The organism is Enterococcus sp. 2201sp1_2201st1_C11_2201SCRN_220225 (genome assembly GCF_040925905.1).
GTDB classification, from domain to species: domain Bacteria; phylum Bacillota; class Bacilli; order Lactobacillales; family Enterococcaceae; genus Enterococcus_C; species Enterococcus_C asini_A.
Genome location: NZ_JBCOJC010000006.1, coordinates 29,897 through 54,779, shown reverse-complemented (window position 1 = coordinate 54,779; position 24,883 = coordinate 29,897). Strand labels below are relative to the sequence as shown.

Here is a 24,883-nt window from a genome sequence, read left to right as displayed (position 1 = left end):
GTTATGCCTCCCAGCGTTTCAACAAGATAACTCCATTGTGACCACCAAAACCTAGTGAATCACTCATGGCATAATCAAATTGTGCTGCCACAGCTTCATTTTTCACCACATTAAGAGCAATTTCTGGATCTTGCTTTGTGACATTAATAGTTGGTGGGATAAATTGATTTTCTAAGGCTAGTAACGTGGCTACCGCTTCTACACCACCAGCCGCTCCTAATAAGTGCCCCGTCATGGATTTTGTAGAGCTGACATATACCTCTTTGACCGCATCTTCCATAGCGTAATGAATCGCTTTGGCCTCTGCTTGGTCATTAGCCGGAGTAGATGTGCCATGGGCGTTAATATAGCCCACTTCACTTGGCGTAATGCCTGCTTCATTCATGGCTAATTTCATCGCTTTCCCCGCACCAGAACCATCGGGAGCAGGGGCAGTCATATGGTAGGCATCACAGTTTGCACCATAGCCCACCACTTCGCCTAAAATATTGGCTCCCCGGGCTTGGGCGTGTTCCAGAGATTCTAATAATAAGACCCCGGCACCTTCTCCCATCACAAAACCAGAACGTTTGTGATCAAAGGGAACCGATGCTTTATTTGGATCACTTTCTGTAGTTAATGCCGTTAAAGAAGCGAAACCGGCAATACCGATTTCACAAATACTTGCTTCGGCTCCACCGGCTAACATCATGTCAGCATAGCCATGTTTAATATTTCTGAATGCTTCCCCAATAGAATGAGTCCCAGAAGCACAAGCTGTCACCGTAGAAGTACAAATACCTTTTGCTCCTACTCGTAAGGCAATGTTGCCTGCTACCATATTGACAATGGACATCGGTACAAACATGGGAGAAACCCGTTTTGGTCCTTTATTGTTCATTTTGGTCACTTGGTCTTGGATGGTAGGCAAGCCGCCAATCCCAGAAGACACCATAACGCCAAAACGATCAGGGTCATCTACGTTTTCTTTAGTAACTCCAGCCATGGCCATTGCTTCTAAAGCAGCATAAATACCATAAATTGAAAACAAATCCATGCGCTTTGTATCTTTTTTAACGAAATATTTTTCTAAAGGAAAATCACTGACTTCTCCAGCAACCGAAATACCAGTTTCACTAGCATCAAAGCGGGTAATCGGGCCAATCCCGTTTTTTCCTTCTTGTAAACTTTTTAAAAAGGTTTCTCGGTCATTTCCAATCGGGGAAGTGACACCGTATCCTGTAATTACTACTCTTGTCATTGTCCTTGCTCCTTTCAGCAGGTAAGACTTATTTGAAAATCTCAAATGCTATCCTTGCATTACCATGCCGCCGTCAACATTTAAGACTTGGCCGGTGATATAGGGATGTTTCGCTAAGAAAATTGCCGCTTGGGCTACTTCAGCGACTTGACCAAAACGTTGCAATGGAATATTGGCTGTGGCTGCTTCTTTTACTTTATCTGATAGACAGTCCGTCATATCTGTTTCAATAAAGCCTGGCGCAATGGCATTGACAGTAATTCCTCTGGCAGCAGCTTCTCTAGCTACGGATTTGGTAAAACCTACTACACCAGCTTTACTAGCGGCATAATTGGCTTGGCCCAAATTCCCCATCAAACCAGAGACAGAAGCCATATTGATAATTGCACCTGAGCGTTGTTTCATCATTTTCTTTAAGACATGTTGGGTCATATTAAAAGTACCACCCAGATTAATGTCCACCACTTTTTGGAATTCTTCACCAGTCATGCGCAAAACCAGTTTATCATTGGTAATTCCGGCGTTGTTAATCAAAATATCCACCGTTCCAAGTTGGGCTTCCACCTCTTTAATCATCGCTCCTGCAATCTCAAAGTCAGCAATATCCCCAGAAACCGCTATACAGCAAACGCCGAACGCTTTGATTTGCTCAATCAAAGCTGGATCGATTTCCCCCCGACCGTTTAAGACAATGTTACAGCCTTCTTTGGCAAAGGCTTCTGCAAGTCCCCAGCCAATGCCACGAGTGCTACCGGTAATAAATACATTTTTTCCTTTTAACTCCATGGTATCCTCCACTTATCCTTGCAAAGCTTGAATGGTTTCAGCTAACGTTTGTGCATCTTCCACTCGTGTCATGGCAATGGTTTTATCAATTTTCTTCATAAAGCCGGTTAAGGTTTTTCCAGGGCCGATTTCTACTGCCCGAGTAATCCCTAAGTCTTTCAATGTTCCAATGCTTTCATAAAAACGCACCGGGGACATGACTTGACGCTCTAACAATCCTTTGACTTCTTCTGCTTCCATCACTTGAGCGGTAGTATTGCTAATTACCGGTATCTTCATCTTATTAAAAGGAATACTTTGCAAAGTTTTACCTAATTGTTCCGCTGCCGGTGACAATAACGCCGTATGGAAAGGACCGCTAACATTTAAAGGAATCATCCGCTTCACTCCAGCTTCTTGTAATAAAGCTACCGCTGCGTCTACTGCGGCAACTTCACCACCAATGACGATTTGTTGCGGAGTGTTGTAGTTAGCCGGTGACACAATGCCCACACTACTAGCTTTTTGACAACATTTTTCAATGAGACTCGCCTCTGCGTTCATCACTGCTACCATTTTTCCGCTACCAGCTGGGGCAGCTTGAGCCATATAAGCACCGCGTTTTGCTACTAAAGTGACTCCTGTAGCAAAATCTAAAGCGCCACTAGCTACCAGGGCTGTATACTCTCCTAGACTTAGGCCTGCTACAGCATCTGGCAAAAGGCCCTTTTCAGAAAGAATCCGATACATCCCCACGCTTACCGTTAAAATTGCTGGTTGGGTAAACTCGGTTTGATTCAAACGCTCGCTTTCTTCTGCTTTAAAACATAAATCTGCTACACTATAGCCTAAAACTTCAGATGCCTCGTCAAAGGTTGCTTTCATAATTGGTTCAGTTTGATAAAGTTCCTGGCCCATGCCAGTATATTGGGCTCCTTGGCCACTAAATAAAAAAGCTGTTTTCATAGACTGCTCCTTATTTTTTCTTTTAAAGGAGGGAAAAATTTTTTCCTCCTTTAAAAGAAAAGCTAGGCTACTCGCCTAGCCAAGGTGTTACGCTTGTTGTGCTTCTACGTATTTCACAAGGTCACCAACAGTTTTGATGCCTTCTTCTGTTTCAATTTTCACATCGAATTCGTCTTCAATTTCATTGATAATTTGGAATAAGTCCAAGCTGTCAGCATCCAAGTCTTCTTGAATGTTTGTAGTCAATGTAATTTCTTCTGCTTCCTTACCTAATTCTTCTGCGACAATTCCTTGAATTTTTTCAAAAATCATGAGATCTCCTCCAATAGTTTCATTGTTATTCGTTTATTTATGTGTACAGGTTACAGGCAGAGAACCAAATGTCCCCAGGTTAAACCTCCGCCAAATCCTGAAAGCACCACTTTTTGTTGGCTACCTAATGATAAGGTACCCTTTTGAATCCCTTCATCTAATAAGATAGGCACTGTTGCCCCTGACGTATTGCCATACCTAGCCATGTTTTTTAAAAAGCGTTCTTGAGGCAGTTTCAACTTCCGGGCTACTTTTTCCAAAATTCGAGCATTGGCTTGATGTAAAAGAAAATAATCAATACTGCTAGCTTCTTCCCCTAGTAAAGCTTGTAAAGATTTTGTCACGTCTCGGAGCACGAAATCAAAAATCTCGCGACCATCCATGGTTAACGTGCTCTTTTGTTCAATTGATTCAAGAGCATAGGGGCTTTGGAGCATGCGGTAACCAGAAGTCAATGAAAAACCTCTCGTCCCATCAGCAGCCAAATGCTCTTTTTCGATTAAAGGATAGTCCCCTTCATTTGTCAGCAGCACACCACCCGCTCCATCGCCAAAGAGCACGGCAGTACTACGGTCTTGCCAATCGACAACTTTAGAGAGCACTTCTCCTCCGATGACCAGGCCTTTTTTTGAACCCGTGCGAATCAGTTTTTCTGCCATAGACAAAGCATAAACAAAACCCGAACAGGCAGCCGAAAGATCAAAGGCAAAGGCATGAACTGCCCCAATCTTTCCTTGAACTAAACAAGCCGTAGCTGGTGTCTGATAATCCGGTGACATGGTAGCCACCAAAATAAAATCCAACTCTGTGGCTTTGGTACCACTTTTCGCTAAAAGTTCTTCAGCTACTTTGCTACACAGATCAGAAGTGTTTTCGTTTTCTGAAATACGCCGTTCTCTAATCCCGGTGCGACTTGTGATCCATTCATCGGAAGTGTCTAAAATTTGCGCCAAATCGTCATTGGTCACGATTTTTTCTGGCAGATAGCTTGCTGTTGCTACTATTTTTGCGTAGGTTTCCATCTCTTCACTCACTTATATTCCTGTAAAAAATCATGGAGATTCTTTAAGGCTTTCAATAGTATTGCTTCTTCTTCTGGTGTCATATCTTTCAAAACATTTTTAATCATCTGCCTGTGAAAGTATTGATGCACCCGATAAAGGAGCTTGCCTTGCTTTGTTAAGGATAGTTTTACAACCCGACGATCGTCTTCACTGCGCAGGCGTTCCACATAACCTTTTTTTACCAAACGATTGATTGCAGTCGTCAGTGTCCCCACCGTAATCTGTAGCTCTTTTGCTACTTCGGTCGTAGTTTTTTTCTTATACATCCCGATTGCCTCAATGGTATGCATTTCAGTAATGGACAAATCATTGAATTGGGATTTTTTCAATTCCGATTCTTCAATTACCAAAATATCGTTAAACACACTGACCAAATAATCGTTTACTGTTGCCAAATTGGGTTCCACTGGTTTCACCACCTATCAAATTAGTTTGATTATCAAATCATTTGACTATCAAACTATAATCGAAATCCAAAATCATTGCAATACTTTTTTCTAAAAAAGTCTGGTTTGTTATTTCATTGTTAGGATAAATAAGGATTTATAAAATTTTATTGACATTTCTCAATCCAAACTCTAGACTAATGATTAGTTTGACAATCAAAGTAATTTATTACTAACAAATCTTCCTATAAGGAGTTTATCTATGTCATTACCAACATTAACCATTGGGGATTTGACCGCCCGCTTTCCAATTATTCAAGGAGGCATGGGCATTGGCGTCAGCCTCTCTCGTCTGGCTGGTGCAGTTGCCAAAGCAGGGGGCGTCGGCATTATTTCCTGTGCTCAAATTGGCTTCCAAGATCCTTTGTTTGAAAAAAGTCCTTTAAAAGCCAATATGCGGGCCATTGAAACTGAATATCAAAAAGCCAAAACCATTGCTGGAGACAACGGCATTGTAGGCTTCAATATCATGTGTGCCACTTATCAATATGAGCGCTATGTAAAACGCTGCGTGGAAGTGGGGGCAGACTTAATTATTTCAGGCGCCGGCTTACCCATCCACTTACCAGAACTGGTAGCTAACAGCAAAACTAAAATCGCCCCTATCGTCTCTTCTGCCAAGGCCGCAAAAGTCCTCTTACGCACTTGGGCCAAACGTTACCAACGTACAGCAGATTTAGTCGTAGTGGAAGGTCCCCAAGCAGGTGGACATCTAGGGTTTTCCTATGAAGAAGCCTCCATAGAGCCAAGTGTTATGGATCAAGAATTCGGTAAAATTCTAAAAGAAGTCGCCGCCTACGAAGAACAATTCCAACAAAAAATCCCCGTAGTCTTTGCCGGCGGGATTCACAGTCGCGAAGACATCGATCACTATTTGAAATTAGGGGCTAGTGGCGTACAAATTGCCACCCGCTTTGTGGTCACCGATGAATGCGATGCTCCTGACTCTTATAAGCAGATGTATCTTAAAGCAAAACCTGAAGATATCGAAATTATCAAAAGTCCTGTGGGAATGCCTGGTCGCGCACTGCACAATGATTTTACAAAACGAGCAGCCAAAGAACGCATTCCCATTGAACGGTGTCGCAACTGCCTGTCATTAAAACATTGTGACCGCAAGACAATTCCTTACTGTATTTCTCAAATGTTGCTAAATTCTGTCACAGAACATCCTAATGAAGGATTAGTATTTGCTGGAGCGCAAGTCCATCGCATTCATGAAAAAACCACTGTTCCTGCCCTTTTTGCAGAGTGGACGGGACTTTCTGAAACAACTTTCCTCTAAACTTTTAAACAATCGAAAAGCGCAACCGCCAAACATTCTTGTTTAACGGTTGCGCTTTTTCGTTTTCATCTTCCATATGACAGCCATGACTATTGGATTAAATCATAAATCTCCATAGCGACGATATCAATATTGTCGAATTGGTAACTTTGTTGGGAATCAGATTCTGTCAATTCGAATGTTTCGGTAGCCTTGTCATAGGTAACCAAGCATTTTTCCACGCCTTCTTTTTCAAACCGGCGAACTTGGATCTCGTTATCAGTCGCTTCGGTCATCGCTTCCAAACGTTTGATGATGGCGACTAGCTGTGAACTTTTCATAAACGAAAGCCTCCCTTTCTATTTCCTGTATCATTGTATCAGAACCATGTTAGACATGCATTGATTTTCGCAAAAAAATCTAACTTTTTTTGTTCTTTAATCCCACCATAGTTTGATTAAGGCCTGGGTTCCTTCATTTTCAAAGCCTTTGTCTGCCAACTTTTCATAAAGTTCCTTGGCTAATCTAGTTGCCGGTAAATCTAATTCCATCTTTTCGGCTTCATCTAAGGCAATTTTTAAATCTTTGATAAAATGTTTTACAAAAAAGCCCGGGCTGTAATCGGCTTTTAAAATTCGAGGACCATAGTTTTCCATGGACCAGTTACTAGCACTGCCACCAGCTAACGTTTCAATCACTTTTGGTTGGTTTAAGCCAGCCGCTTTACTGTAAACCAGCATTTCTGTCATGCCGGTCATGGTGCCAGCAATCATAATTTGATTGGCCATTTTTGTATGTTGTCCTTTGCCTGGCCCACCATGAAGGGTGTAACGTTTACCTATGATTTCAAATAGCGGGCGCAATTGGTTAAAAGTTTCTTCCTCGCCGCCAACCATAATCGTCAACGTAGCATTTTTCGCTCCTAAATCGCCTCCAGAAACTGGCGCATCTAAACTCACTGCTCCTTTTTCTTTGGCGGTAGTCGCAATTTTTTCAGCTAAACTAGGGGTGCTCGTAGTCAAATCTACAAGAGTTTTCCCTGATACATCGCTTTGAAAAATTCCCACTGGACCGTAATAAACCTCTTCTACATCTGTGGGATAACCCACCATGGTAAAGATGATTTCACTAGCAGCAGCGACTTTTTGGGGAGTCTCTTGCCAAACTGCGCCTCTTGCCACTAAATCATCCGCTTTGGCCTTTGTCCGGTTGTATACGTGTAGTGTGTGCCCAGCATTTTGTAAATGACTTACAATGGCATGCCCCATGACACCGATGCCGATAAATCCAATTTCCATATCCATCCTCCTCAAAAAAGTACATAAAAAAATCACACCTTTAGTATACGCAAAAAGTGTGATCTTTGTCCTTAGTCAGCTATTAAAATTTATTTTCAACCTCTGCGAACCACTTTTTTCAAAGCTGGAGATAGTTTTACTTTGACTTTTTGAATTGGTTTTTTCGGTTCTTTCACTAAACTCCGTTCAAAATGATAAGCAACCATATCGTGATAAAAAGCTAACATGGACTCTCCAAAATGATCTGCGGAAATAGTGTACATTTTTTGCTCCAAAACTTGAGGATTGATGGAAATTTGACGGTTTGCAAACTCTACAAAGCTCGCTGCAAAATCCTCATCAGTAGCAAAGGTTACCCCTAGTGATTCGTCATCAATTAAATTATTTAAATAATCGTTGCCCTCCACCACCAATTGCGTCCCAGCCGCCATGGCTTCTGTATAGGTTAGTCCCTGGGTTTCTGAAGTTGAAGCACTGACGAAGTAATCCGCTGCTTGGTAATAAATGGCCACTTCATCGTTAGGCACTTCGCCTGTAAACGTCACGTGTTCTGAGAGGTTCAATTGAGCGACTAAGGCTTCAAGGTCTTCTTTATAAGGCCCTTTGCCAACGATTAACAAATGAGCATCAGAGAAGTTGCTGATAATATCTGGAAGTCCGGAAATAATGGCTTGAATATTCTTTTCATATGAAATACGACTTAAAGATAACAACAACATTTGATCTAGTTGAATTCCTAAAGAGTGACGCAATTCTTCACACATCTCTTTAGTAATATCTGGCCGCTTGAATTTTTCCACTTCAATCCCCGTGGGAATAATGCGCATAGGGCTATCTACTCCATAACTACGCAGCGTGTCAATCACTCGTTCACTAGGGCAAACAACGCCGGTCGTGTGGTTAGTGAACAATCGGGAATAATACTTCACATGGGTTGGCCGCAAAACTTTGCCTTTAGCAATATAATGCAAATAGTCTTCATACATGGTGTGGTACGTATGAATCACAGGGATTCCCATTTTTTTCCCCACCATTTTTCCTAAGAGTCCGGCACCAAATTCTGTATGAGTATGAATTAAATCCAATTCCAACTCTTTGGCGATTAAATAAGCATACCACATTCCTCGAACCACAATGCGTCGATCGGTAAAAGAAATCAACGGTACGCTAGGCATCCGAATAATGTCTTCTTCTAAACCGGTGGCATTTGGATCGCTGGTGGTAAAAATGTAAACCTTATGACCCCTTTTTTCTAACTGTTCTTTTAATGTCCGGATTGACGTGGAAACCCCACTGACCTGGGGAAAGTACGTATCCGTAAAAAAACCAATTTTCAACGTGTAAACCTCCAAACCTGTCACCTTTTCAAAAATTGCTTTCACAGCACTCTTGATTACTCTTTGATTATAGCATAACAAAAACTTTCCTCCTCCTGCTAAAGTCTGATTTTTAAAGAAATGCATAGGAAGAAAGCGAATTAACTTTGTTTTATTCAATCGAGCAGTTACAGGCAAAAGGCATGAGACAACAAAAATAAACTTTTTTTGTACCATTCAAGCCTAAAAAACGACAGAGATTTCTCTCTGTCGTTAGGAGTTTCGATTCGCTTATTTTTCCAAGTATTCTTGAACTAAAGCTTGTACTTCTTCCATGGTGTCGCAATCTTGTAAGGCCCGGTCTGCCAATTCTTTCATGTCAGCCGTATTTAATTTCTTCATTAAGCTACGTGTTTTCAAAACAGAAGTAGCGCTCATGGAGAACTCATCTAAACCCATACCCACTAATAGTGGTACTGCAGTTTGATCACCAGCCATTTCGCCACACATACCAGCCCATTTGCCTTCTTTATGTGCTGAATCAATCACGTTCTTGATCAAGCGCAAGATTGAAGGGTTATAAGGTTGGTACAAGTAAGAAACTTGTTCATTCATGCGGTCAGCTGCCATGGTGTATTGAATCAAGTCATTGGTACCAATACTAAAGAAGTCAACTTCTTTGGCAAATTTATCAGCTAATACAGCCGCAGCTGGGATTTCAATCATAATCCCTACTTGGATGTTATCGGAAACGCTGATACCTTCGTCAATTAATTTTTGACGTTCTTCATCATACAATTTCTTCGCTGCTCTGAATTCTTTCAAAGTCGCTACCATTGGGAACATAATGCGCAAGTTTCCGTAAACAGAAGCCCGCAACAATGCTCGCAATTGGGTACGGAACATGCCGTCACCAAGGGATGACAAGCTAATCCGTAACGCCCGGTAACCCAAGAAAGGATTCATTTCATGAGGCAATTGTAAGTAAGGTAGTTCTTTGTCTCCCCCGATGTCCATCGTCCGTACAACCACTGGTTTGCCATCCATACCTTCTAATACGGCTTTATAGGCTTCAAATTGGTCTTCTTCAGTTGGAAAATCTGGTGAGTCCATATACAAAAATTCCGTACGGTACAAACCGATCGCTTCTGCGCCATTATTGTGAACACCTTCTAAATCTTTCGGTGTCCCAATATTAGCAGCTAATTCAAAGTGAACGCCATCTGCTGTTTCCGTTTTGGCTTCTTTTAATTTTTCCCATTCTGCTTTTTGAGCTGCATAAGCGGCTCCCGCTTCTTGGAATTGGGCAGTTTGGGTTTCGTCAGGGTTGATGATTACATCCCCTTCAATCCCGTTAACTGCTAGAATATCTCCTGCTTTCACCTTGTCCGTGATTTCTTTGGTCCCAACAATTGCTGGAATTTCAAGAGAACGGGCCATGATGGCAGAGTGTGAAGTCCGACCACCGATATCGGTTACAAAAGCTTTGACGTAAGTACGATCTAATTGAGCTGTATCACTTGGTGTCAAGTCATGGGCAACCACTACCACTTCTTCGTTAATCATTGAAGGGTTAGGTAAAGTTACGCCAATCAAGTGAGCCAAAATCCGTTTCGCAACGTCGCGGATGTCTGCTGCCCGTTCTTGCATGTAGGCATTGTCATCCATCGCTTCGAACATCCCGATATACATATCGGTTACTTCTTTCAAGGCTGCTTCTGCATTGACCTTGTTATCCGCAATATTTTGCTTGATTTGACCAATCATTTCTGGGTCACTAAGTACCATTAAATGAGCGTCAAATACTTGCGCTTCTGCTTCGCCGAGGCTTTTCGCTGCTTTTTCACGAATCAGAGTCAGCTCATCGGAAGACTGCGCCAAAGCAACGTCTAAACGTTTTGCCTCAGCGTCAGTGTCTTCCACTGATTCTTTTTTGAAAGATAAGTCCGGTTGAACTAGCAGGTAAGCTTTCGCAACAGCAATGCCGTCACTTGCGGCAATCCCTTTTAGCTTTTCAACCATATTATTCAGACAATCCTTCCTTTTTCATTGTTTCCACGATTGCTTCAATCGCTTCTTTTTCGTCAGCACCTTCAGTAGTAATTGTAACATCTGAACCTTGGCCAACACCAAGAGACATAACGCCCATGATGGATTTCAAGTTAACAGATTTACCTTTGTACTCTAAGTTAATGTCAGAGCTGAATTTGCTAGCAGTTTGAACTAGTAAAGTAGCTGGACGTGCGTGAATTCCTGTTTCTGCTACTACGTGAAAGTCTTTCTTTTCCATATTGATCGGTCTCCTTTATAGAACAATGTTTTTTGGTTGGGGCATCATCTTGCCACAAGGCTAGAAATCACCCTCTCAGTTTTTAAGGTTACCATTTTTTCTTAAAATCTACAACCGTTTTCTACTTTTTTAAGGGGAGTTTAGCATGCTATATTTCGGAAATCGCAACTATTTTTTCCCCATGCTCTTCTTTCCCAAAAGAAATCCATTAAAGCAAGCACAAAATTTGCAAGAAAATGAATCTTGAGTATAATAAAATTATTGGTCAGTAATGGTCAAAAGAAACATTTTGCGAGGTTTATCCTTTTACCCAAGGAAAAATTCGCGTTACAATTAATGAAAAAGAGTTAACCTTAGTCTTTTTGGCTACGGTACAAGAAAGGTTGTGAAACAATGCTTTGTCAAAATTGCGGCAAAAATGAAGCAACGATTCATTTATATGCAAATGTAAACGGCCAGCGTAAACAACTGGACTATTGTCAAAGTTGTTATCAACAATTAAAGCAAGGAGGACAAGCTGCTATGATGTCTCAAGATCCTTTTGGCTTTGGTTCTCTGGATGATCTCTTTCGTCAGATTTCCCGCCAGTCCCAACAAGGTCAAAATCCAACAAATCAAACGCCCCCTACTCAATTCGGCGGCAATAATTTTAACGGTGGTCAGCCCCCTCAACAAGGCGGCGGTCAAGGCAATGGTCTCTTAGGCGAGTACGGGATTAATCTCACGCAAATTGCCAGAGACGGTGGCATCGATCCTGTGGTGGGTCGTGACCAAGAAATCCAACGAGTCATCGAAATTTTAAATCGTCGGACCAAAAACAATCCTGTCCTAATCGGCGAACCTGGTGTAGGGAAAACCGCTGTAGTCGAAGGCTTGGCCCAAAAGATTGTCGACGGTGATGTGCCGCAAAAACTAATGGATAAAGAAGTTATCCGCTTAGATGTAGCTTCCTTAGTTTCTGGTACTGGGATTCGTGGGCAGTTTGAAGAACGAATTCAAAAATTAATCGAAGAAATCAAACAAGCCGAAAATGTGATTCTCTTTATTGATGAAGTCCATGAAATTGTCGGCGCTGGTGCGGCCGGCGATGGCAATATGGATGCAGGAAATATTTTAAAACCTGCCCTAGCTCGTGGTGAATTACAAATGGTGGGCGCCACTACATTAAACGAATACCGCATCATTGAAAAAGATGCAGCTTTGGAACGTAGAATGCAGCCAGTTCGAGTTGACGAACCAACCGTTGAAGAAACCATCACGATCTTAAAAGGTTTGCAACCTCGCTATGAAGATTACCATCATGTAAAATATACCGATGAAGCCATTGAAGCGGCAGCTAACCTCTCCAACCGCTATATTCAAGATCGCTTCTTACCAGATAAAGCTATCGACTTATTAGATGAAACTGGCTCTAAAATGAACTTAACCATTCAGTTTGTAGATCCAAAAACCATCGATAAAAAATTACAAGAAGCCGAAGCTCAAAAACAAAAAGCTTCCGCCGAAGAGGATTTTGAAAAAGCGGCCTATTACCGTGATCAAATCAACAAGCTAAGTGCCATGAAATCACAACAAATCAGTGATGAACAAACACCTGTTATTACCGAAAAAGACATGGAACAAATCGTGGAACAAAAAACGGGAATTCCAGTTGGTGACTTAAAACAAAAAGAACAAACTCAATTGAAAAATTTGGCAATCGATTTGAAAAAACATGTGATCGGTCAAGATGAAGCCGTGGACAAAGTGGCTAAAGCCATTCGTCGCAATCGCGTTGGTCTAGGCAAACAAAATCGTCCTATTGGTTCTTTCCTTTTTGTAGGACCTACTGGTGTGGGAAAAACCGAACTTGCTAAACAGCTAGCTTATGAACTCTTTGGCTCTGAAGAAGCTATGATTCGTTTTGATATGTCGGAATACATGGAAAAACACAGTGTGGCAAAATTAATCGGTTCTCCTCCAGGCTATGTAGGCTATGAAGAAGCCGGCCAATTAACCGAAAAAGTCCGTCGCAATCCTTACAGCTTAATTCTGTTGGATGAAGTGGAAAAAGCCCATCCCGATGTTTTGCACATGTTCTTGCAAATCCTTGATGATGGTCGCTTAACCGATGCCCAAGGTCGCACGGTCAGCTTTAAAGATACTCTGATTATCATGACTTCTAATGCCGGTACCGGCAATGTGGAAGCAAACGTCGGTTTTGCTGCTACCCGTGAAGGCATCACCCGCTCGGTTTTAGGGCAATTAAACAACTTCTTCACTCCTGAATTCTTAAACCGTTTTGACGGTATTATCGAATTCAAGACTCTATCAAAAGAAAATCTTTTGACAATTGTGGAATTAATGCTCGCTGATGTAAATAAGATGTTGCAACCACAACACTTACACATTCATGTCACCAAAGCCGTAGAAGAAAAATTAGTAGACTTAGGCTATGATCCTTCCATGGGTGCTCGCCCATTGCGTCGGACCATTCAAGATCAAATTGAAGACGGCATTGCTGAATTCTACTTGGATCATCCCGATGTCAAAGAACTAGAAGCCGTCTTACGAGATGATAAAATTCATATTCGTCAAAAAGAAGCCAAAGTTGAGACAGAAGATATTGCTCCAGAAACAGAAGAATAACCATTGATTTTGACCACTTTCTCAAGGTTTCAGAGAAAGTGGTCTTTTTATATTTTCCTCACTTTTTCTTAAAGAGAGAATTGTTATTTTCAGGTGAAATTCCTTTCCAAAATCCTGAGAAAACTCTATAATGATAATAAGAACGAAACATTTGGGGTGAATGATATGAAATTAATTAATGTAACCAATAGCCATTCAAGATTAGTTCGAAACCAGCTAGAAAATACCGATGCCGAAATGGTAAAAGTTTATACTGCTGGTAATACCACCGTCATCTTTACTAGCGCTCCTGCTCATGATGAAATCTTAATCGTGAACAAAAAACGCAATTTGTTAGACAAAGAAATTCAGCAAATTAAAAACTTTTTCTTCAAAAAAATGCCTTATACACCAGCGCCAGAGCTTGTGAATATCATTCGAGAAAATGGCATCGTGGAAATCTCCATTCAAAAGCCATTGACAAATACTTCTGCAATTTAAAAAAAGACTCATTAAGAATCCTGATTCCTCAGGGCTCCTAATGAGTTTTTTTAGACCACTTGGGCTAAATTAGCACTAATTTTGTTGCTTTTGTCTTTGTACATTTGGAATAAAAAGTTTTCCATATCGTCAAAGGAGGCCAAGCCTTCCACCACCCAATAAGCTTGAGTATTTGGTGGTAATAAATCCGTACTACACGTAATTACCGCATCAAAGGCTTCTGTACTGGCAGTATTCATCAAATAAAACTCTACAAAAGGCAGACGATCAATTCGATTGATCATCGCATAAAGCAAGAAATGGTTGGGAAAACCGACGATGCCCACTTTGATCTTTTCTGCTGTAGTTCCGCTGTGATAGGCATTGAGGCAAACAATGGTCAGCAAACTAGCTAAATCAGGATCGTTTTCCTCAATCCCTACTAAAGCCTTCATCACCCGTTGATAGAAAAGGTCAAACTCGGGATCGTGGGCTTTTAAACGTTCCATAATAAAGTCCAAATTGCGAGGAATATTGCTGCCTAAGAGTTGCCAACGAGAAAAAATCGTCTGTAAATTGATTAAAAATAATTCTTGTAGCCCTTTATTGGTAATCGTTAATTGTTCTTGAATCCGTTGAGCAATTTTCTCAGCATAGGCCTTTGACTCGGTTAAATTGCGATATTGTCGCTTCACAATGGTTAAACGTGGATCGTCATAGGCAAAATATTGTGGCCAATAAAACATCATAAAATTAATGAAGTTGCCTTCTCGCTCTTGATAAGTTTCCGGAACTCCTCTAGCTGCTAGAGCTTCTTTAAATTTACAGTTGGTCGCAGGATAATTCAGCTTATTGATTTGGGGCTCATCTACGTAATACTCTTGCGCTGTTCGCAACAAACTTAGCCCATGGTACATACTGAATTCCCGTTTTTCCACATATTTTAAATAAACTAGATCTTCTGGCGCCATGTAAGACTCCAATGAATGCCCCAAGTTTTGTTCAAAATAATCATAAAGCCGTGTGCCAAAATCAACACTCCAAAAGAAGTTGAAATACATAATGCGAATGGCTGCTTCTCGCCCGGTTACTTCCATTTGCAGACAGTTTAAGCGAATCTCTTTGGTTTTTAAATATTCCACCAAAGGCTTTAAGCGTCGCATCAACGAAGACTGGCTGAGTCCTCTTTGCTCCCCAAAATCCCGCAAATCTTGCTCTGGATGAAGCAATGAAGCAACAATCACTTGGTAAGGAACCCCATTGGCAAAAAGATATTGTTGGTATTTTTGATAACTAGGCATGTTTTTAGCAACTACCACTTTGTCTTTTTCATTTAACAAAAAACAGCTAGCGTCAATTTGGTTTAGTTCTTTATTCATACCCTGTAATAAATTTGCAGTCTTGATATGAGAGAAGCCGGTGTATTTCTCAAAATAATGGATTGGATATTCTCCCGGATCGATTTCCAAAATATGTTTGTAAATTTTTGTTTTTGATTTCCCTGGCTCATCTAAGAAAATTCCTTCTAACATTCATAGCTTCCTTTCTCATATTTTTTTATAATAATAGCACATTATTGAAAAAAGAAAATAAAAAAATTGTGTAAAATTCCTATTGAAACCTTTTATTCTTTCTGCTACCGGCGCTCTTCCATTACTAAATACGCAACAATTTTTTAAAGCGTATTCTTTTGTAAATACCGCAAAATCTTTTTAATCTACTCCTTTTAGCCACTAAAAAGAAGCAAATTAAATAACTATATAATTTTATAGATAGCCGATTTCCCCGTGTTGCTTTTGCTAAGCAATCTTTCATAAGTTTAAAAAACGGCCACGAATCTTTGTAATTTCTTGAAAATTTTTGACAGCTTGTCAAAGGATAAGAATACCTATCTTAGCAACCCAAAAATCATCTTTTGACTACTTTTTTGAAAATTTTTGATTATTTGTCATTTCATGAAAAATCACTGCTCCTTCTTAAACGAAAAGGAACAGTGATTTTTGCTATTTTTATTTTTGACGAGCCTTGATTTTTTTGATCGCCCAATCATAGTGACTACCTGTAGCAGAGATACAATAGCTTGCCAAATTGGAACTTCCTGTCCAAGAATAATACTTTTTCGTGAACAATTGCTCCTCATTAAAAGAATTCACTAAAGCAACACATTTCTCATGGCTGTTTGCCAGTAAGTTCTTTGCTTCGGCTAAAGATGTTTGCTGATGCTTTTGAGTAAAGGCTTGATTCAACCCACCGTAATTCCGCCAATTATAAGGTGCTGGTAAAAAAGGCGCCTTTGGTTCTTGTTGGTTGTTTTCGACAAAGTCCAACAGCAAACGATGCCATTCATAAAGATGAATCAATACATCCCGCAAGTTTTGATCACGGCGCCAATGTTTTTCTTTCTTATTCGCTAAAAAGGCTTCCGAAAAAGCAAAATCTGCCTCTTGCTCTGCTTCACTCATCTTTTCAATCAACTGGCATAACTTTTCATACTGCTCTGTTGCCACTTGAAGTAACCCTTCTTTCGTTGTGGGTCTGGCCATTTGAATCCCTCCTTTAACTTATCTTAATTTTACCATAGGGGAACTTACTTCTTTGTAGCCCTGTGATAAAAGAAAAACCCTTGAGAAAGTTCTCAAGGGCTTCATTCAGGTCAAAGATTGGGTGTACTAAACAATGTTGAATTATTCGCTAACGCTAACTTCTCCTTCAACTTTTGCACCATTTTCTTCAAGCTTAGCGGAATCTTGGTATTCTTGTTTTTCAAAGGTAACATTACCAGTTACTTTCGCACCATCTAAGACAAAGTTATTGGCTTTTACTAAGATGTCGCCGTCTACTGTACCATGAACGATATTGAAGCCTTCTGATTCTACAATCAATTGTGGAACTGTGATGGTGTATTCAGCAGTGACATTCCGATCATCATCTTGGGAATAAAGGGCGAATTTCCGATAGATATCACCAGAATCTTCTCCTTTATTATGGAACTCTCCGGCAACCGTTACATCTTTATCAAAGGTAATGTCACTAGTTGCAGCTACAATCCAGTTCCCATCAGCACTTAAGGCTGTTTCTAAAACAGCTGGGTCACTGCTGACAGAAGCAGTAGAAAGCACATCAGTAGTAGAACTAGCTGCTGTTTCACTAGTTGCTGGTGCGCTGCTGGAAGCTGAACTATCAGAAGAGTTGTCGCTACTACATGCCCCTAAAGTGACTGCCAATAGTGCAACCGCGGAAAGACTAACAATTTTTTTCGAAATCATAATAAATCTCCTTTTTCTTAAGTTAGTAAGGTACTTACCCTATTTATCATACCACCTAGCCCCAATAATTAAAAACAATCAGCCCTTTTCAATTATGTAGTAGATTTTTAGGAATTAAATAAATACCAACTATTTTGATTTTTGATGGTATTCAATCAACGCGCGATTAAAATTAGCAATCATGGCTGTTAAGATTCCTACACCAATTAAGACATAAAAGACAGTGAAAAGTTTTCCCAGTGCGGTTTCTGGTGTGAAATCCCCATACCCCACCGTAGCCAATGTCATCACCGAAAAGTACAAAGCATCTAAAAACGCCATCTTTTCAACATTGTGATAAAAAACTGTCCCGATGATTAAAATAAAAGCGCCAGATAACAACACAGCTTTTTGCTCTTCTTGATGAAATAAAATCTTCAACACCCGCCATAAGCTACGAAACAATAAGAGAAAAGAAACCATAGAACCTCCTTTTAATACCTTATTACTATTATTTTAACAAAAAATCCTCCTTATTGAATTAATTAAATAAAGCGACCTCATTTCAATCAATGAATGATAAAAATGAGAATCGCCAAATCGATTTATTATAGAATTAATTATTAGAAACCCAAGTTCCAGCAAAAACAATATCATTAGGTTTCCCATAGGCTAAGACGGTATCTGCTTGGCCGCCAGACAAAGAATTTTTGATATAATAAATATTTTTTCGCCTTGTTGCCAAAGTATCTTGTGTATCGCCATCCCAGTCCCCGACTAATACTTCATCAGTTGGTCGGCCATAGCCCACTACTTTATCTGCCTCGCCACCGGCAATCGAGTTTTTGATATAGTAAAGATTTCCTCGCCGAACGGTTAATGTGTCCCTCTCGTCGCCGTCCCAATCTCCGACTAATACGATATCCTTTGGTCGACCATACGCAATAACTTCGTCTGCCTCGCCACCGGCAATGGTGTTTTTAATATAGTAAAGGTTTCCTCGCCGCACCGCTAAAGTATCCACTCCATCGCCGTCCCAATCCCCGACTAATACTTCATCAGTTGGTCGGCCATAGCCCACTACTTTATCCGCTTCGCCACCGGCAATGGTATTTTTAATATAGTAAAGATTTCCTCGGCGAACTGCTAAAGTGTCCACTCCATCGCCATCCCAATCCCCGACTAAAATTGTATCCTGGGGTTTTCCATAGCCGATTACTTTATCTGCCTCTCCTCCTAAAAGATTGTATTTAAAGTAATAACTATTTGAACGCCGAACTGCTAAAGTAGTCGGAGCTGACTTGCCCCCTTCAAAAATTGGTGGAATATCACCGGTTTCAAAAGTTTCTCCCTTTTTAATAAGCTTAAGCTGAATTGAAGTAATCGTTACATTTGAAATATAAAATCCAGCTGGGGCATCATTTTTAGCCCAACCTAGCCAGCCACTTCTTGAAGAAAAAGTTCGATAATACAGATCATATTGATTTGCCAATTCCCCTGTTAATCGGTAACGAATCGCGGCAATTGGGGTATTGTCACTATTTAAAGCAACTGCCCCTTGTGACACATAGGAAGACCACGTAGCTTTTCCCTTACTGTAAGTGGCAGTTTCCAAATTTCCTAACGAACTCAAATTCGTGCCGAGATTTGTCGTTATGGTTTGAATATCATTTTTGGCATATTGACCAAAAGAAGCTTGATCAAATACTGGGTCTAAACTACTTCCTTCTGAGCTCGTTCCAGATAAAGTGATTGAAGGCATTACTTGAATGGTGTGGCTGCCTCCACCGATAACTAGCTTAGTACTTTCTTTTTCAGACGAAGATGCAGGCTGTCCATCAACGAAAACCGTTGATATATCAAATAACTTCGGCAGTTCTACCGTTGCTTCACAACCATTGGGTACTGTCGTTTCAATCGTCAATGAATCCGGGCTTTTTATAAAACTAGCCATAATACTTCCTTTTAAAGTCGGCATAGACATACTCGCTGAGGCAACCGAATCAGTATTTAAAGTTAAGTTGTACTTGGAAAAGGCTGAATCAGTAGGCTCTACGCCAAAGATTCCTTTTATCAATGCAATACCACCACCTGTTCCCCAAACATGAGAAAACGTCATATTCGGCTTACTTGAAACACTCCAAGCTTCAGGCGCAATGGTGGCATCCAGATTGTTTAACACAGAAAAATAGCTCCGAATTTCTTTATTGTTTCGTTGTTCAAGTAATTGAGTGGCAATGGCGCCGTGTCCCGTGTCATACAATCCCTTATAAAAAAAGTAAGCCATATAAATACTACCGCTAGCTTGCTTCCCAGCCTTTTCAATATTGCTAGCCAAATCATCCGCCATTTTTTCACCAGAATAAATACCAAAGGCTAAGGCAACATAATCATTTTGGACAGAGCAATTGGCTTGAAGGGAGCCTGTTGCTGTCAAACCATCAGAAAATGATTTTTTAGTTGAGTTATATAACTTTTCAATCATACTTTCTTTAATAGCATTGGCTTGGTTTAAGTAGTTTTGAGCATCTGTTGGATTACCAATAATCGCCGCTAGTTGACTCATCGCGAAATAGGCTTTGTAACTAACTGCATTGACTTCACTTTTGTATTTTGTATTTGCTATATCGTAATTAGGTAGTTCTGTTCTTGGCCAATCGACTAAATCTATTGTTCCATTAGAGTACACAAGATTTTGGTTAGGGTCATAGATTACTGCATTCATTAAATTTTTGAGCTTATCATATTTTTCTTGAACGTAAATTGTATCCTTAGTGTGAAGATAGTCCTCATAAACTCCTACAGCACTCATTAAACGATATTCTGTATATTGGGTAGGATTTTCAATTAGATAATCCCAGGTATTTCGTGCTGATAAATAGTCATCGCTTAAAGTATAAGATAAGGCCTGGTAAACCAGATTATCCCCTTCATAGGCCCGACGCTCCCTAGTTACAGAATCCGCTACTAAGCCATCGTGTACTTCGCGATAGGAATATTTTGACATTGCATAAATCGAATTAAGCAAATCATCATCACTGGAAAAACTACTTTTTGTCTCATCATAAGGAATGCTCATTTCGATTCCTTGCACTTTATCGGTAGTTAATTCACCAGGATAGTTATAAATCGTAGCATACCGAAACCCTTTTTGACTGTACCCGGCAAAAGTAACATTCGTCCCTTGAAATAACCATGTTTCATCGTAAACATTTCCGGTGTTCATCCGATACTTGGCAACCCCATTTTGCAATTGCTCCCCTAAAGTGATCCGGATGGCGGTTTTTGTTGGCGCAGATGCGGTTAATTGGAGATCCCCGACAATCTCTTTGGCAAAAGCAACCGTATAGCTGCCATCCCCATTTTTAATCACCGAAGCCGGGGTAACAAAACGTCGCAGCGTGTTGTCTGTTATGGATGGTGTCAGTCTATAATGAGCGTTCATAGCGCTTAGGCTAGCTTTACTCCACGGGTTATTGTCATAATCCGTTACTTCAGACCATTGATAAGGATATTTTGTCGTGTCTGCATTCTGGGCTAATTCGGTGTAATAAGCCGTTCCGATGGACTGATTGGAACTACCGTAAATGATCTCATCCATTTTTTTAATCTGAGTTTGGTTCACATCTCGGGCAGAGTTGTAAACAACTTTCTTTGTCCCATCCGGGTAGTAATAAGTGATCTGCATCAAAGCACCCGAATTCACAGCTTGGGAATAATTATATAAGCCAATGATATTTTCAGATAAAGTCAGTTCATCGGTAATGTCATAGGTATTGTAAAATAAGCTTTGTCCATTTCTCCTAGTAGGCCCTACACCAATCTCTACGCCATTCACATAAACGTTAAAGACATTGCGTTTGGCTGCTTCTGTGTCTAGAGCCGTAATCGTCAGCATTGCTTTTTCCACATTTTCTTCTCTGCTTACTTTGGTGCGCATTAAATTGGCAACACTACTTTCTGAAGTCCATGAAAAATCGGTACCTTCCCACTGAGTATCCACTGCGGTTACAAAAGGTACTCGATCTGAAATCGCCTGGGTGCCATCCTTATATTGGACACTAACTGACCAATAATACAATTCATTGGCCAAAAGCGAGTTTCCAAGATCCGGCAAATGAACTGAAGTTTGCTCAGAAGAAGCAATCCAATTGCTTTGATAGACAGCTTCCGTTGCATCATTTCGCAAATAAACAGTAATCATAAAGGCAGACTGTAACGCTGCGGTGGCATTCTGCCAAGAAAAAGTTAATTTATCCTTGCTAGCATTTTTGGCAAAAGGCAATAAATTTACTTTTAGATTATTAGGTTTTTCCGTTTGTTTTTCAGTACCGTTTTCTTCTAGGCTACCGCTTAAGCCATCAATTGCTTTCTCATCATTAAGCACACTAGAAGAATCGCTTGTTTCATTATTTGGGGTCGCGTCTTTTATTTCAGGTGTCTTTTCTTTATCTAACTGTCCTTGCTTTTCTTCCAGATGCAGCGTATCATCCTCTGCCGCGAAACTGGCTTGGCTCATACCACAAACTAGTAAAACAACCCATAAAATACTGATTTTTTGTAACCTCTTTTTCATTCTTCACCCATCACTTCCTAAATACTGGTTTCCAATCAGTTATTAATTTTCATCCTCACTTAATAATAGACCAATTGACCTAGTAGAAAAAGCCCTATTTCCTATCAATCTCGATAGAAAATAAGGCTTTCAATCCTTTTTCTGTATTGAAAGTATTTTTAGGCTAACCAATCCTCTAAAGGCTCTTACAGCAAAGGTAAAATCCAGTTCACCCATGCCCAACTAATTGGCATAATCAAAACCATGGCGGGAATCATATCTGCTGTGGGAAACATCTTGACTTTAATCATCCGAAAACCAGTGGCCAACATTAAAATCCCTCCACAAGCTTTGAAATCCAAAATCATATCCGGCGTAGTTAGCGGAAAGATGAATTTGGCCATTAAAAACAAGACAAAGAAAATCACAAATTGCGGGATGGCAACCACTGAAACTACGTAGCCTAAATTACAAGCAAAAATTGCGGCGGTAAAGAAGTCTAAGATTGATTTGGCAATTAAAACAGAGCTATCCCCGGTCATTCCTGAATCCAAACTGCCGTAAATCCCTGTGCCACTGGCGCAAAATAAAACGATCACCGTGACCAAGGTGTTAATAAACTCTTCTTGGCTCATCATTATTTTTTCATTGGGAATCAGTTTGGCAATGGGACGTTGCATCAACATCGCTCCTTTGTTAATTTTATCTCCCAAATGAATCACTAAACCAAAGCCTGTACCCACAACTACCGAAAAAATGACAGCAGGCATATACTTCATCGGTGCTATGGCGTAGATTCCCATGGCCAAAGAACAAGCGCCAAAGATCATATTGATTTCCCTTTTGAATTTTTCGTTTAATTTTTCGCCCGCTAAGCCACCGACAATTCCTCCAATAAAAACGGACAATACATTAATAATAATACCAGTTGGCATAATACCCCTCCTATAGATGTCGCAAAAACTGCTCAACGAATCTATTTTAGCGAGTTTATCTTTTCAAGCAATTCAAATTTGGTGTTACAATATTCTAGAATGGAATAGATAAGAGGGAATGCCAATGGATATCCATAAATTAGAAAGCTTTATTGACCTTACTAAAACACTTAGCTATACACAGACTGCTTCGCGACAATTTAGCACCCAGAGCAGTATCTCCAAACAGATTCAAGCTTTGGAAAAAGAACTTAACGTTACTTTATTTGATCGGGCCCATCGGAAAATCAGTTTGACGAAACAAGGAGAACTTATACTTCCCCACGCCATGAATATGGTGGCAGAATATCACCGTCTTGAAAGAGCGCTTCAGGAATATCAGTCTCAAGAAGAGCTTTCCTTGAGTATTTTAACGATTCCCACCATGGCGAATTATCGGGGCTTTTCACTGATTACCCAGTTTTTAAAAGAGCATCCCGAAGTCAAACTGCGCTTAAAGGAAGGAGAAGGAAATTTATTACTCCCTTTCTTAGAGGATCGCCATAACCATCTGATTTTTATGCGGACTTTCACCCTAGATTTACCAGATTATGACTTGTCAGTAACAGAAGAAGATTCTTTTGTAGCCGTGGTGGCCAAGAGTCATCCCTTCGCTAATCGTAAAAAGCTTGCCCTAGCCGAGTTAAAGGATGAAAAATTTGTCTTATTAGAAAAAGAGACAATGCTGTACCAGCCAACCCTTGATCTGTGTAAAAAAGCTGGGTTTAAGCCAACTATTTTATTTAAAAGTTCTCGAATTGATTTATTGCTTAATATGGTAGCCAATGAACTGGGCGTCACGATTCTAATGGAGAAAACAATCGAACGCAACTGGACTGATTCCGTATCCGTCATTCCAATTACACCAACTGAAGTTAGTTACCTGGCTTTTATTCGCAAAAAAACCGTCCAACCTGAAGCTCTGCGCTTATTTTGGGACTATTTAAAAGAGCAACAATCGTAAGTAATTATTCCGTTTTGGAATAGGATAATAAAAATCATGAATTGTTCTAGTAAAAAAATCCTCCTATGATAAAGACAGAACTTAAAAGGAGGAAAAATGATGTCAGAACCTTATGATTTACGAAAAGTATTAGCAGAATTAAATGAAATTCCCGGCCAATACCATGAAACGAATAGAGAAATTGATCCCGAAGCAGAGTTATCCGGCGTTTATCGTTATATTGGCGCTGGAGGTACCGTTATGCGTCCTACTCAAGAAGGTCCTGCAGTGACTTTCAACAATATTAAAGGCTTTCCAAATGCCCGGGTTTCCATCGGCACCATGGCGAGTCGCAAGCGAGTTGGAGAAATATTGCACCACGATTACCGCACGCTGGGCAAACTTTTACAACATTCTGTAGAAAATCCAGTAAAACCAATTCAAGTGACTAAAAAAGACGCACCAGTACAAGAAGTCGTCCATCTGGCAACGGATTCTAACTTTGATATTCGCACAATTTTGCCAGCTCCTACTAATACACAAGAAGATGCAGGACCTTATATTACCATGGGAGTAGTCCTTGGCTCTGATCCAGATAAGACCATGAGCGATGTGACGATTCACCGCATGGTTTTAGAAGACAAAGACACGATCGGGATGTACATTATGCCCGGTGGCCGCCATATCGGTCACTTCCACAAGGAGTTTGAAGCTTTAAATAAACCCATGCCGATTACCATCAATATCGGATTGGACCCGGCGATTGCCATTGGAACAACTTTTGAGCCCCCTACCACACCTCTAGGTTATAATGAACTGTGGGTAGCTGGTGCTTTACGAAAGGAACCCGTCCAATTGGTAGCTGGAATCACTGTAGATGAAATGGCGATTGCCCGAGCGGAATTTGTCATCGAAGCTGAGATTATGCCAAATCAAACGATGCAAGAAGATATTAATACAAATACGGGCAAGGCCATGCCGGAGTTCCCTGGTTATACAGGAGATGCCAATCCCGCGGTTAACGTAGTAAAAGTCAAAGCTATAACTCACCGAAAAGATCGGCCGATTATGCAAACTACTATCGGCCCCAGTGAAGAACATGTCTCTATGGCTGGGAT

General features: G+C 40.5%; 22 protein-coding genes. 5 read left to right on the top strand and 17 right to left on the bottom strand.

Going from position 1 to position 24,883, the window contains the following annotated elements; all coding sequences use genetic code 11:
• Nucleotide 1: 1 nt before the first annotated feature.
• The 6 genes from fabF to AB5754_RS02995 all read right to left on the bottom strand — a co-directional run bounded on the left by fabF (nt 2) and on the right by AB5754_RS02995 (nt 4,754).
• Nucleotides 2-1,240, bottom strand: a complete 1,239-nt coding sequence (gene fabF, locus AB5754_RS03020) for a beta-ketoacyl-ACP synthase II (RefSeq protein WP_368251948.1) — start codon at nt 1,238-1,240, stop codon at nt 2-4.
• 48 nt (nt 1,241-1,288) lie between these two features.
• Complete coding sequence (gene fabG / locus AB5754_RS03015) at nt 1,289-2,026, bottom strand: 3-oxoacyl-[acyl-carrier-protein] reductase (protein ID WP_368251949.1); 738 nt, start codon at nt 2,024-2,026, stop codon at nt 1,289-1,291.
• 12 nt (nt 2,027-2,038) lie between these two features.
• Nucleotides 2,039-2,971 (bottom strand): ACP S-malonyltransferase, encoded by a 933-nt coding sequence (gene fabD / locus AB5754_RS03010; RefSeq protein WP_368251950.1) that lies wholly within the window; start codon nt 2,969-2,971, stop codon nt 2,039-2,041.
• Nucleotides 2,972-3,058: 87 nt separating this feature from the next.
• Complete coding sequence (locus tag AB5754_RS03005) at nt 3,059-3,283, bottom strand: acyl carrier protein (RefSeq protein ID WP_311833519.1); 225 nt, start codon at nt 3,281-3,283, stop codon at nt 3,059-3,061.
• 50 nt (nt 3,284-3,333) lie between these two features.
• Nucleotides 3,334-4,305 carry a beta-ketoacyl-ACP synthase III gene (locus tag AB5754_RS03000; RefSeq protein WP_368251951.1) on the bottom strand — a complete coding sequence of 324 codons (972 nt, stop codon included), beginning with the start codon at nt 4,303-4,305 and terminating at the stop codon, nt 3,334-3,336.
• Between the two features lie 8 nt (nt 4,306-4,313).
• Entirely contained in the window at nt 4,314-4,754 is a 441-nt protein-coding gene (locus AB5754_RS02995) for a MarR family transcriptional regulator (protein WP_311833517.1), read from the bottom strand.
• 241 nt (nt 4,755-4,995) lie between these two features.
• Here AB5754_RS02995 and AB5754_RS02990 point away from each other — a divergent pair, with 241 nt between their 5' ends.
• The gene (locus AB5754_RS02990) at nt 4,996-6,078 is read left to right on the top strand and encodes an NAD(P)H-dependent flavin oxidoreductase (protein WP_368251952.1); all 1,083 of its coding nucleotides are present in this window, start codon (nt 4,996-4,998) and stop codon (nt 6,076-6,078) included.
• Between the two features lie 89 nt (nt 6,079-6,167).
• On the opposite strand, the gene AB5754_RS02985 is transcribed toward AB5754_RS02990, so the two are convergent.
• From AB5754_RS02985 to AB5754_RS02965, 5 genes are all read right to left on the bottom strand, one after another.
• Entirely contained in the window at nt 6,168-6,398 is a 231-nt protein-coding gene (locus AB5754_RS02985) for a YkuJ family protein (RefSeq protein WP_010753396.1), read from the bottom strand.
• 96 nt (nt 6,399-6,494) lie between these two features.
• The gene (locus tag AB5754_RS02980; RefSeq protein ID WP_368251953.1) at nt 6,495-7,355 is read right to left on the bottom strand and encodes an NAD(P)-dependent oxidoreductase; all 861 of its coding nucleotides are present in this window, start codon (nt 7,353-7,355) and stop codon (nt 6,495-6,497) included.
• A gap of 95 nt (nt 7,356-7,450) precedes the next feature.
• A complete protein-coding gene (locus AB5754_RS02975; RefSeq protein WP_368251954.1) occupies nt 7,451-8,692 on the bottom strand; it encodes a glycosyltransferase family 4 protein in 1,242 nt (413 codons plus the stop codon).
• Between the two features lie 270 nt (nt 8,693-8,962).
• Complete coding sequence (ptsP, locus tag AB5754_RS02970; protein WP_311833513.1) at nt 8,963-10,693, bottom strand: phosphoenolpyruvate--protein phosphotransferase; 1,731 nt, start codon at nt 10,691-10,693, stop codon at nt 8,963-8,965.
• Nucleotide 10,694: 1 nt separating this feature from the next.
• Entirely contained in the window at nt 10,695-10,961 is a 267-nt protein-coding gene (locus AB5754_RS02965) for a phosphocarrier protein HPr (protein WP_010753392.1), read from the bottom strand.
• A gap of 393 nt (nt 10,962-11,354) precedes the next feature.
• Here AB5754_RS02965 and AB5754_RS02960 point away from each other — a divergent pair, with 393 nt between their 5' ends.
• Both AB5754_RS02960 and AB5754_RS02955 read left to right on the top strand, forming a co-directional pair.
• On the top strand, nt 11,355-13,589 hold the full coding sequence (locus tag AB5754_RS02960; protein ID WP_368251955.1) for an AAA family ATPase: 2,235 nt from the start codon (nt 11,355-11,357) through the stop codon (nt 13,587-13,589).
• A gap of 165 nt (nt 13,590-13,754) precedes the next feature.
• Nucleotides 13,755-14,069, top strand: coding sequence for a DUF1827 family protein (locus AB5754_RS02955; RefSeq protein ID WP_311833511.1), 315 nt, complete (start codon nt 13,755-13,757; stop codon nt 14,067-14,069).
• Nucleotides 14,070-14,119: 50 nt separating this feature from the next.
• Here AB5754_RS02955 and AB5754_RS02950 read toward each other — a convergent pair whose 3' ends face one another.
• From AB5754_RS02950 to AB5754_RS02925, 6 genes are all read right to left on the bottom strand, one after another.
• The gene (locus AB5754_RS02950) at nt 14,120-15,580 is read right to left on the bottom strand and encodes a helix-turn-helix domain-containing protein (protein ID WP_368251956.1); all 1,461 of its coding nucleotides are present in this window, start codon (nt 15,578-15,580) and stop codon (nt 14,120-14,122) included.
• A 477-nt stretch (nt 15,581-16,057) separates the two neighbouring features.
• A complete protein-coding gene (locus AB5754_RS02945; RefSeq protein ID WP_368251957.1) occupies nt 16,058-16,591 on the bottom strand; it encodes a ClbS/DfsB family four-helix bundle protein in 534 nt (177 codons plus the stop codon).
• A 141-nt stretch (nt 16,592-16,732) separates the two neighbouring features.
• A complete protein-coding gene (locus AB5754_RS02940; RefSeq protein ID WP_311833508.1) occupies nt 16,733-17,314 on the bottom strand; it encodes a polymer-forming cytoskeletal protein in 582 nt (193 codons plus the stop codon).
• Between the two features lie 129 nt (nt 17,315-17,443).
• Complete coding sequence (locus AB5754_RS02935) at nt 17,444-17,776, bottom strand: potassium channel family protein (protein WP_311833507.1); 333 nt, start codon at nt 17,774-17,776, stop codon at nt 17,444-17,446.
• Between the two features lie 133 nt (nt 17,777-17,909).
• Nucleotides 17,910-21,869, bottom strand: a complete 3,960-nt coding sequence (locus AB5754_RS02930) for a family 78 glycoside hydrolase catalytic domain (protein WP_368259459.1) — start codon at nt 21,867-21,869, stop codon at nt 17,910-17,912.
• Nucleotides 21,870-22,054: 185 nt separating this feature from the next.
• Complete coding sequence (locus AB5754_RS02925) at nt 22,055-22,783, bottom strand: DUF554 domain-containing protein (RefSeq protein ID WP_368251959.1); 729 nt, start codon at nt 22,781-22,783, stop codon at nt 22,055-22,057.
• A 124-nt stretch (nt 22,784-22,907) separates the two neighbouring features.
• Between AB5754_RS02925 and AB5754_RS02920 the strand changes: the two genes are divergently transcribed.
• A complete protein-coding gene (locus AB5754_RS02920) occupies nt 22,908-23,786 on the top strand; it encodes a LysR family transcriptional regulator (RefSeq protein WP_311833503.1) in 879 nt (292 codons plus the stop codon).
• Nucleotides 23,787-23,882: 96 nt separating this feature from the next.
• Nucleotides 23,883-24,883 (top strand): UbiD family decarboxylase domain-containing protein (locus AB5754_RS02915; RefSeq protein ID WP_368259458.1); only part of this gene is annotated, 1,001 nt, incomplete at its 3' end.

Bases quoted from the DNA above. Each gene is read 5' to 3' on its own strand.
- fabF (WP_368251948.1), bottom strand. From the start codon at position 1,240: ATGACAAGAGTAGTAATTACAGGATACGGTGTCACTTCCCCGATTGGA.
- fabG (WP_368251949.1), bottom strand. From the start codon at position 2,026: ATGGAGTTAAAAGGAAAAAATGTATTTATTACCGGTAGCACTCGTGGC.
- fabD (WP_368251950.1), bottom strand. From the start codon at position 2,971: ATGAAAACAGCTTTTTTATTTAGTGGCCAAGGAGCCCAATATACTGGC.
- AB5754_RS03005 (WP_311833519.1), bottom strand. From the start codon at position 3,283: ATGATTTTTGAAAAAATTCAAGGAATTGTCGCAGAAGAATTAGGTAAG.
- AB5754_RS03000 (WP_368251951.1), bottom strand. From the start codon at position 4,305: ATGGAAACCTACGCAAAAATAGTAGCAACAGCAAGCTATCTGCCAGAA.
- AB5754_RS02990 (WP_368251952.1), top strand. From the start codon at position 4,996: ATGTCATTACCAACATTAACCATTGGGGATTTGACCGCCCGCTTTCCA.
- AB5754_RS02985 (WP_010753396.1), bottom strand. From the start codon at position 6,398: ATGAAAAGTTCACAGCTAGTCGCCATCATCAAACGTTTGGAAGCGATG.
- AB5754_RS02980 (WP_368251953.1), bottom strand. From the start codon at position 7,355: ATGGAAATTGGATTTATCGGCATCGGTGTCATGGGGCATGCCATTGTA.
- ptsP (WP_311833513.1), bottom strand. From the start codon at position 10,693: ATGGTTGAAAAGCTAAAAGGGATTGCCGCAAGTGACGGCATTGCTGTT.
- AB5754_RS02965 (WP_010753392.1), bottom strand. From the start codon at position 10,961: ATGGAAAAGAAAGACTTTCACGTAGTAGCAGAAACAGGAATTCACGCA.
- AB5754_RS02960 (WP_368251955.1), top strand. From the start codon at position 11,355: ATGCTTTGTCAAAATTGCGGCAAAAATGAAGCAACGATTCATTTATAT.
- AB5754_RS02955 (WP_311833511.1), top strand. From the start codon at position 13,755: ATGAAATTAATTAATGTAACCAATAGCCATTCAAGATTAGTTCGAAAC.
- AB5754_RS02950 (WP_368251956.1), bottom strand. From the start codon at position 15,580: ATGTTAGAAGGAATTTTCTTAGATGAGCCAGGGAAATCAAAAACAAAA.
- AB5754_RS02945 (WP_368251957.1), bottom strand. From the start codon at position 16,591: ATGGCCAGACCCACAACGAAAGAAGGGTTACTTCAAGTGGCAACAGAG.
- AB5754_RS02940 (WP_311833508.1), bottom strand. From the start codon at position 17,314: ATGATTTCGAAAAAAATTGTTAGTCTTTCCGCGGTTGCACTATTGGCA.
- AB5754_RS02935 (WP_311833507.1), bottom strand. From the start codon at position 17,776: ATGGTTTCTTTTCTCTTATTGTTTCGTAGCTTATGGCGGGTGTTGAAG.
- AB5754_RS02930 (WP_368259459.1), bottom strand. From the start codon at position 21,869: ATGAAAAAGAGGTTACAAAAAATCAGTATTTTATGGGTTGTTTTACTA.
- AB5754_RS02925 (WP_368251959.1), bottom strand. From the start codon at position 22,783: ATGCCAACTGGTATTATTATTAATGTATTGTCCGTTTTTATTGGAGGA.
- AB5754_RS02920 (WP_311833503.1), top strand. From the start codon at position 22,908: ATGGATATCCATAAATTAGAAAGCTTTATTGACCTTACTAAAACACTT.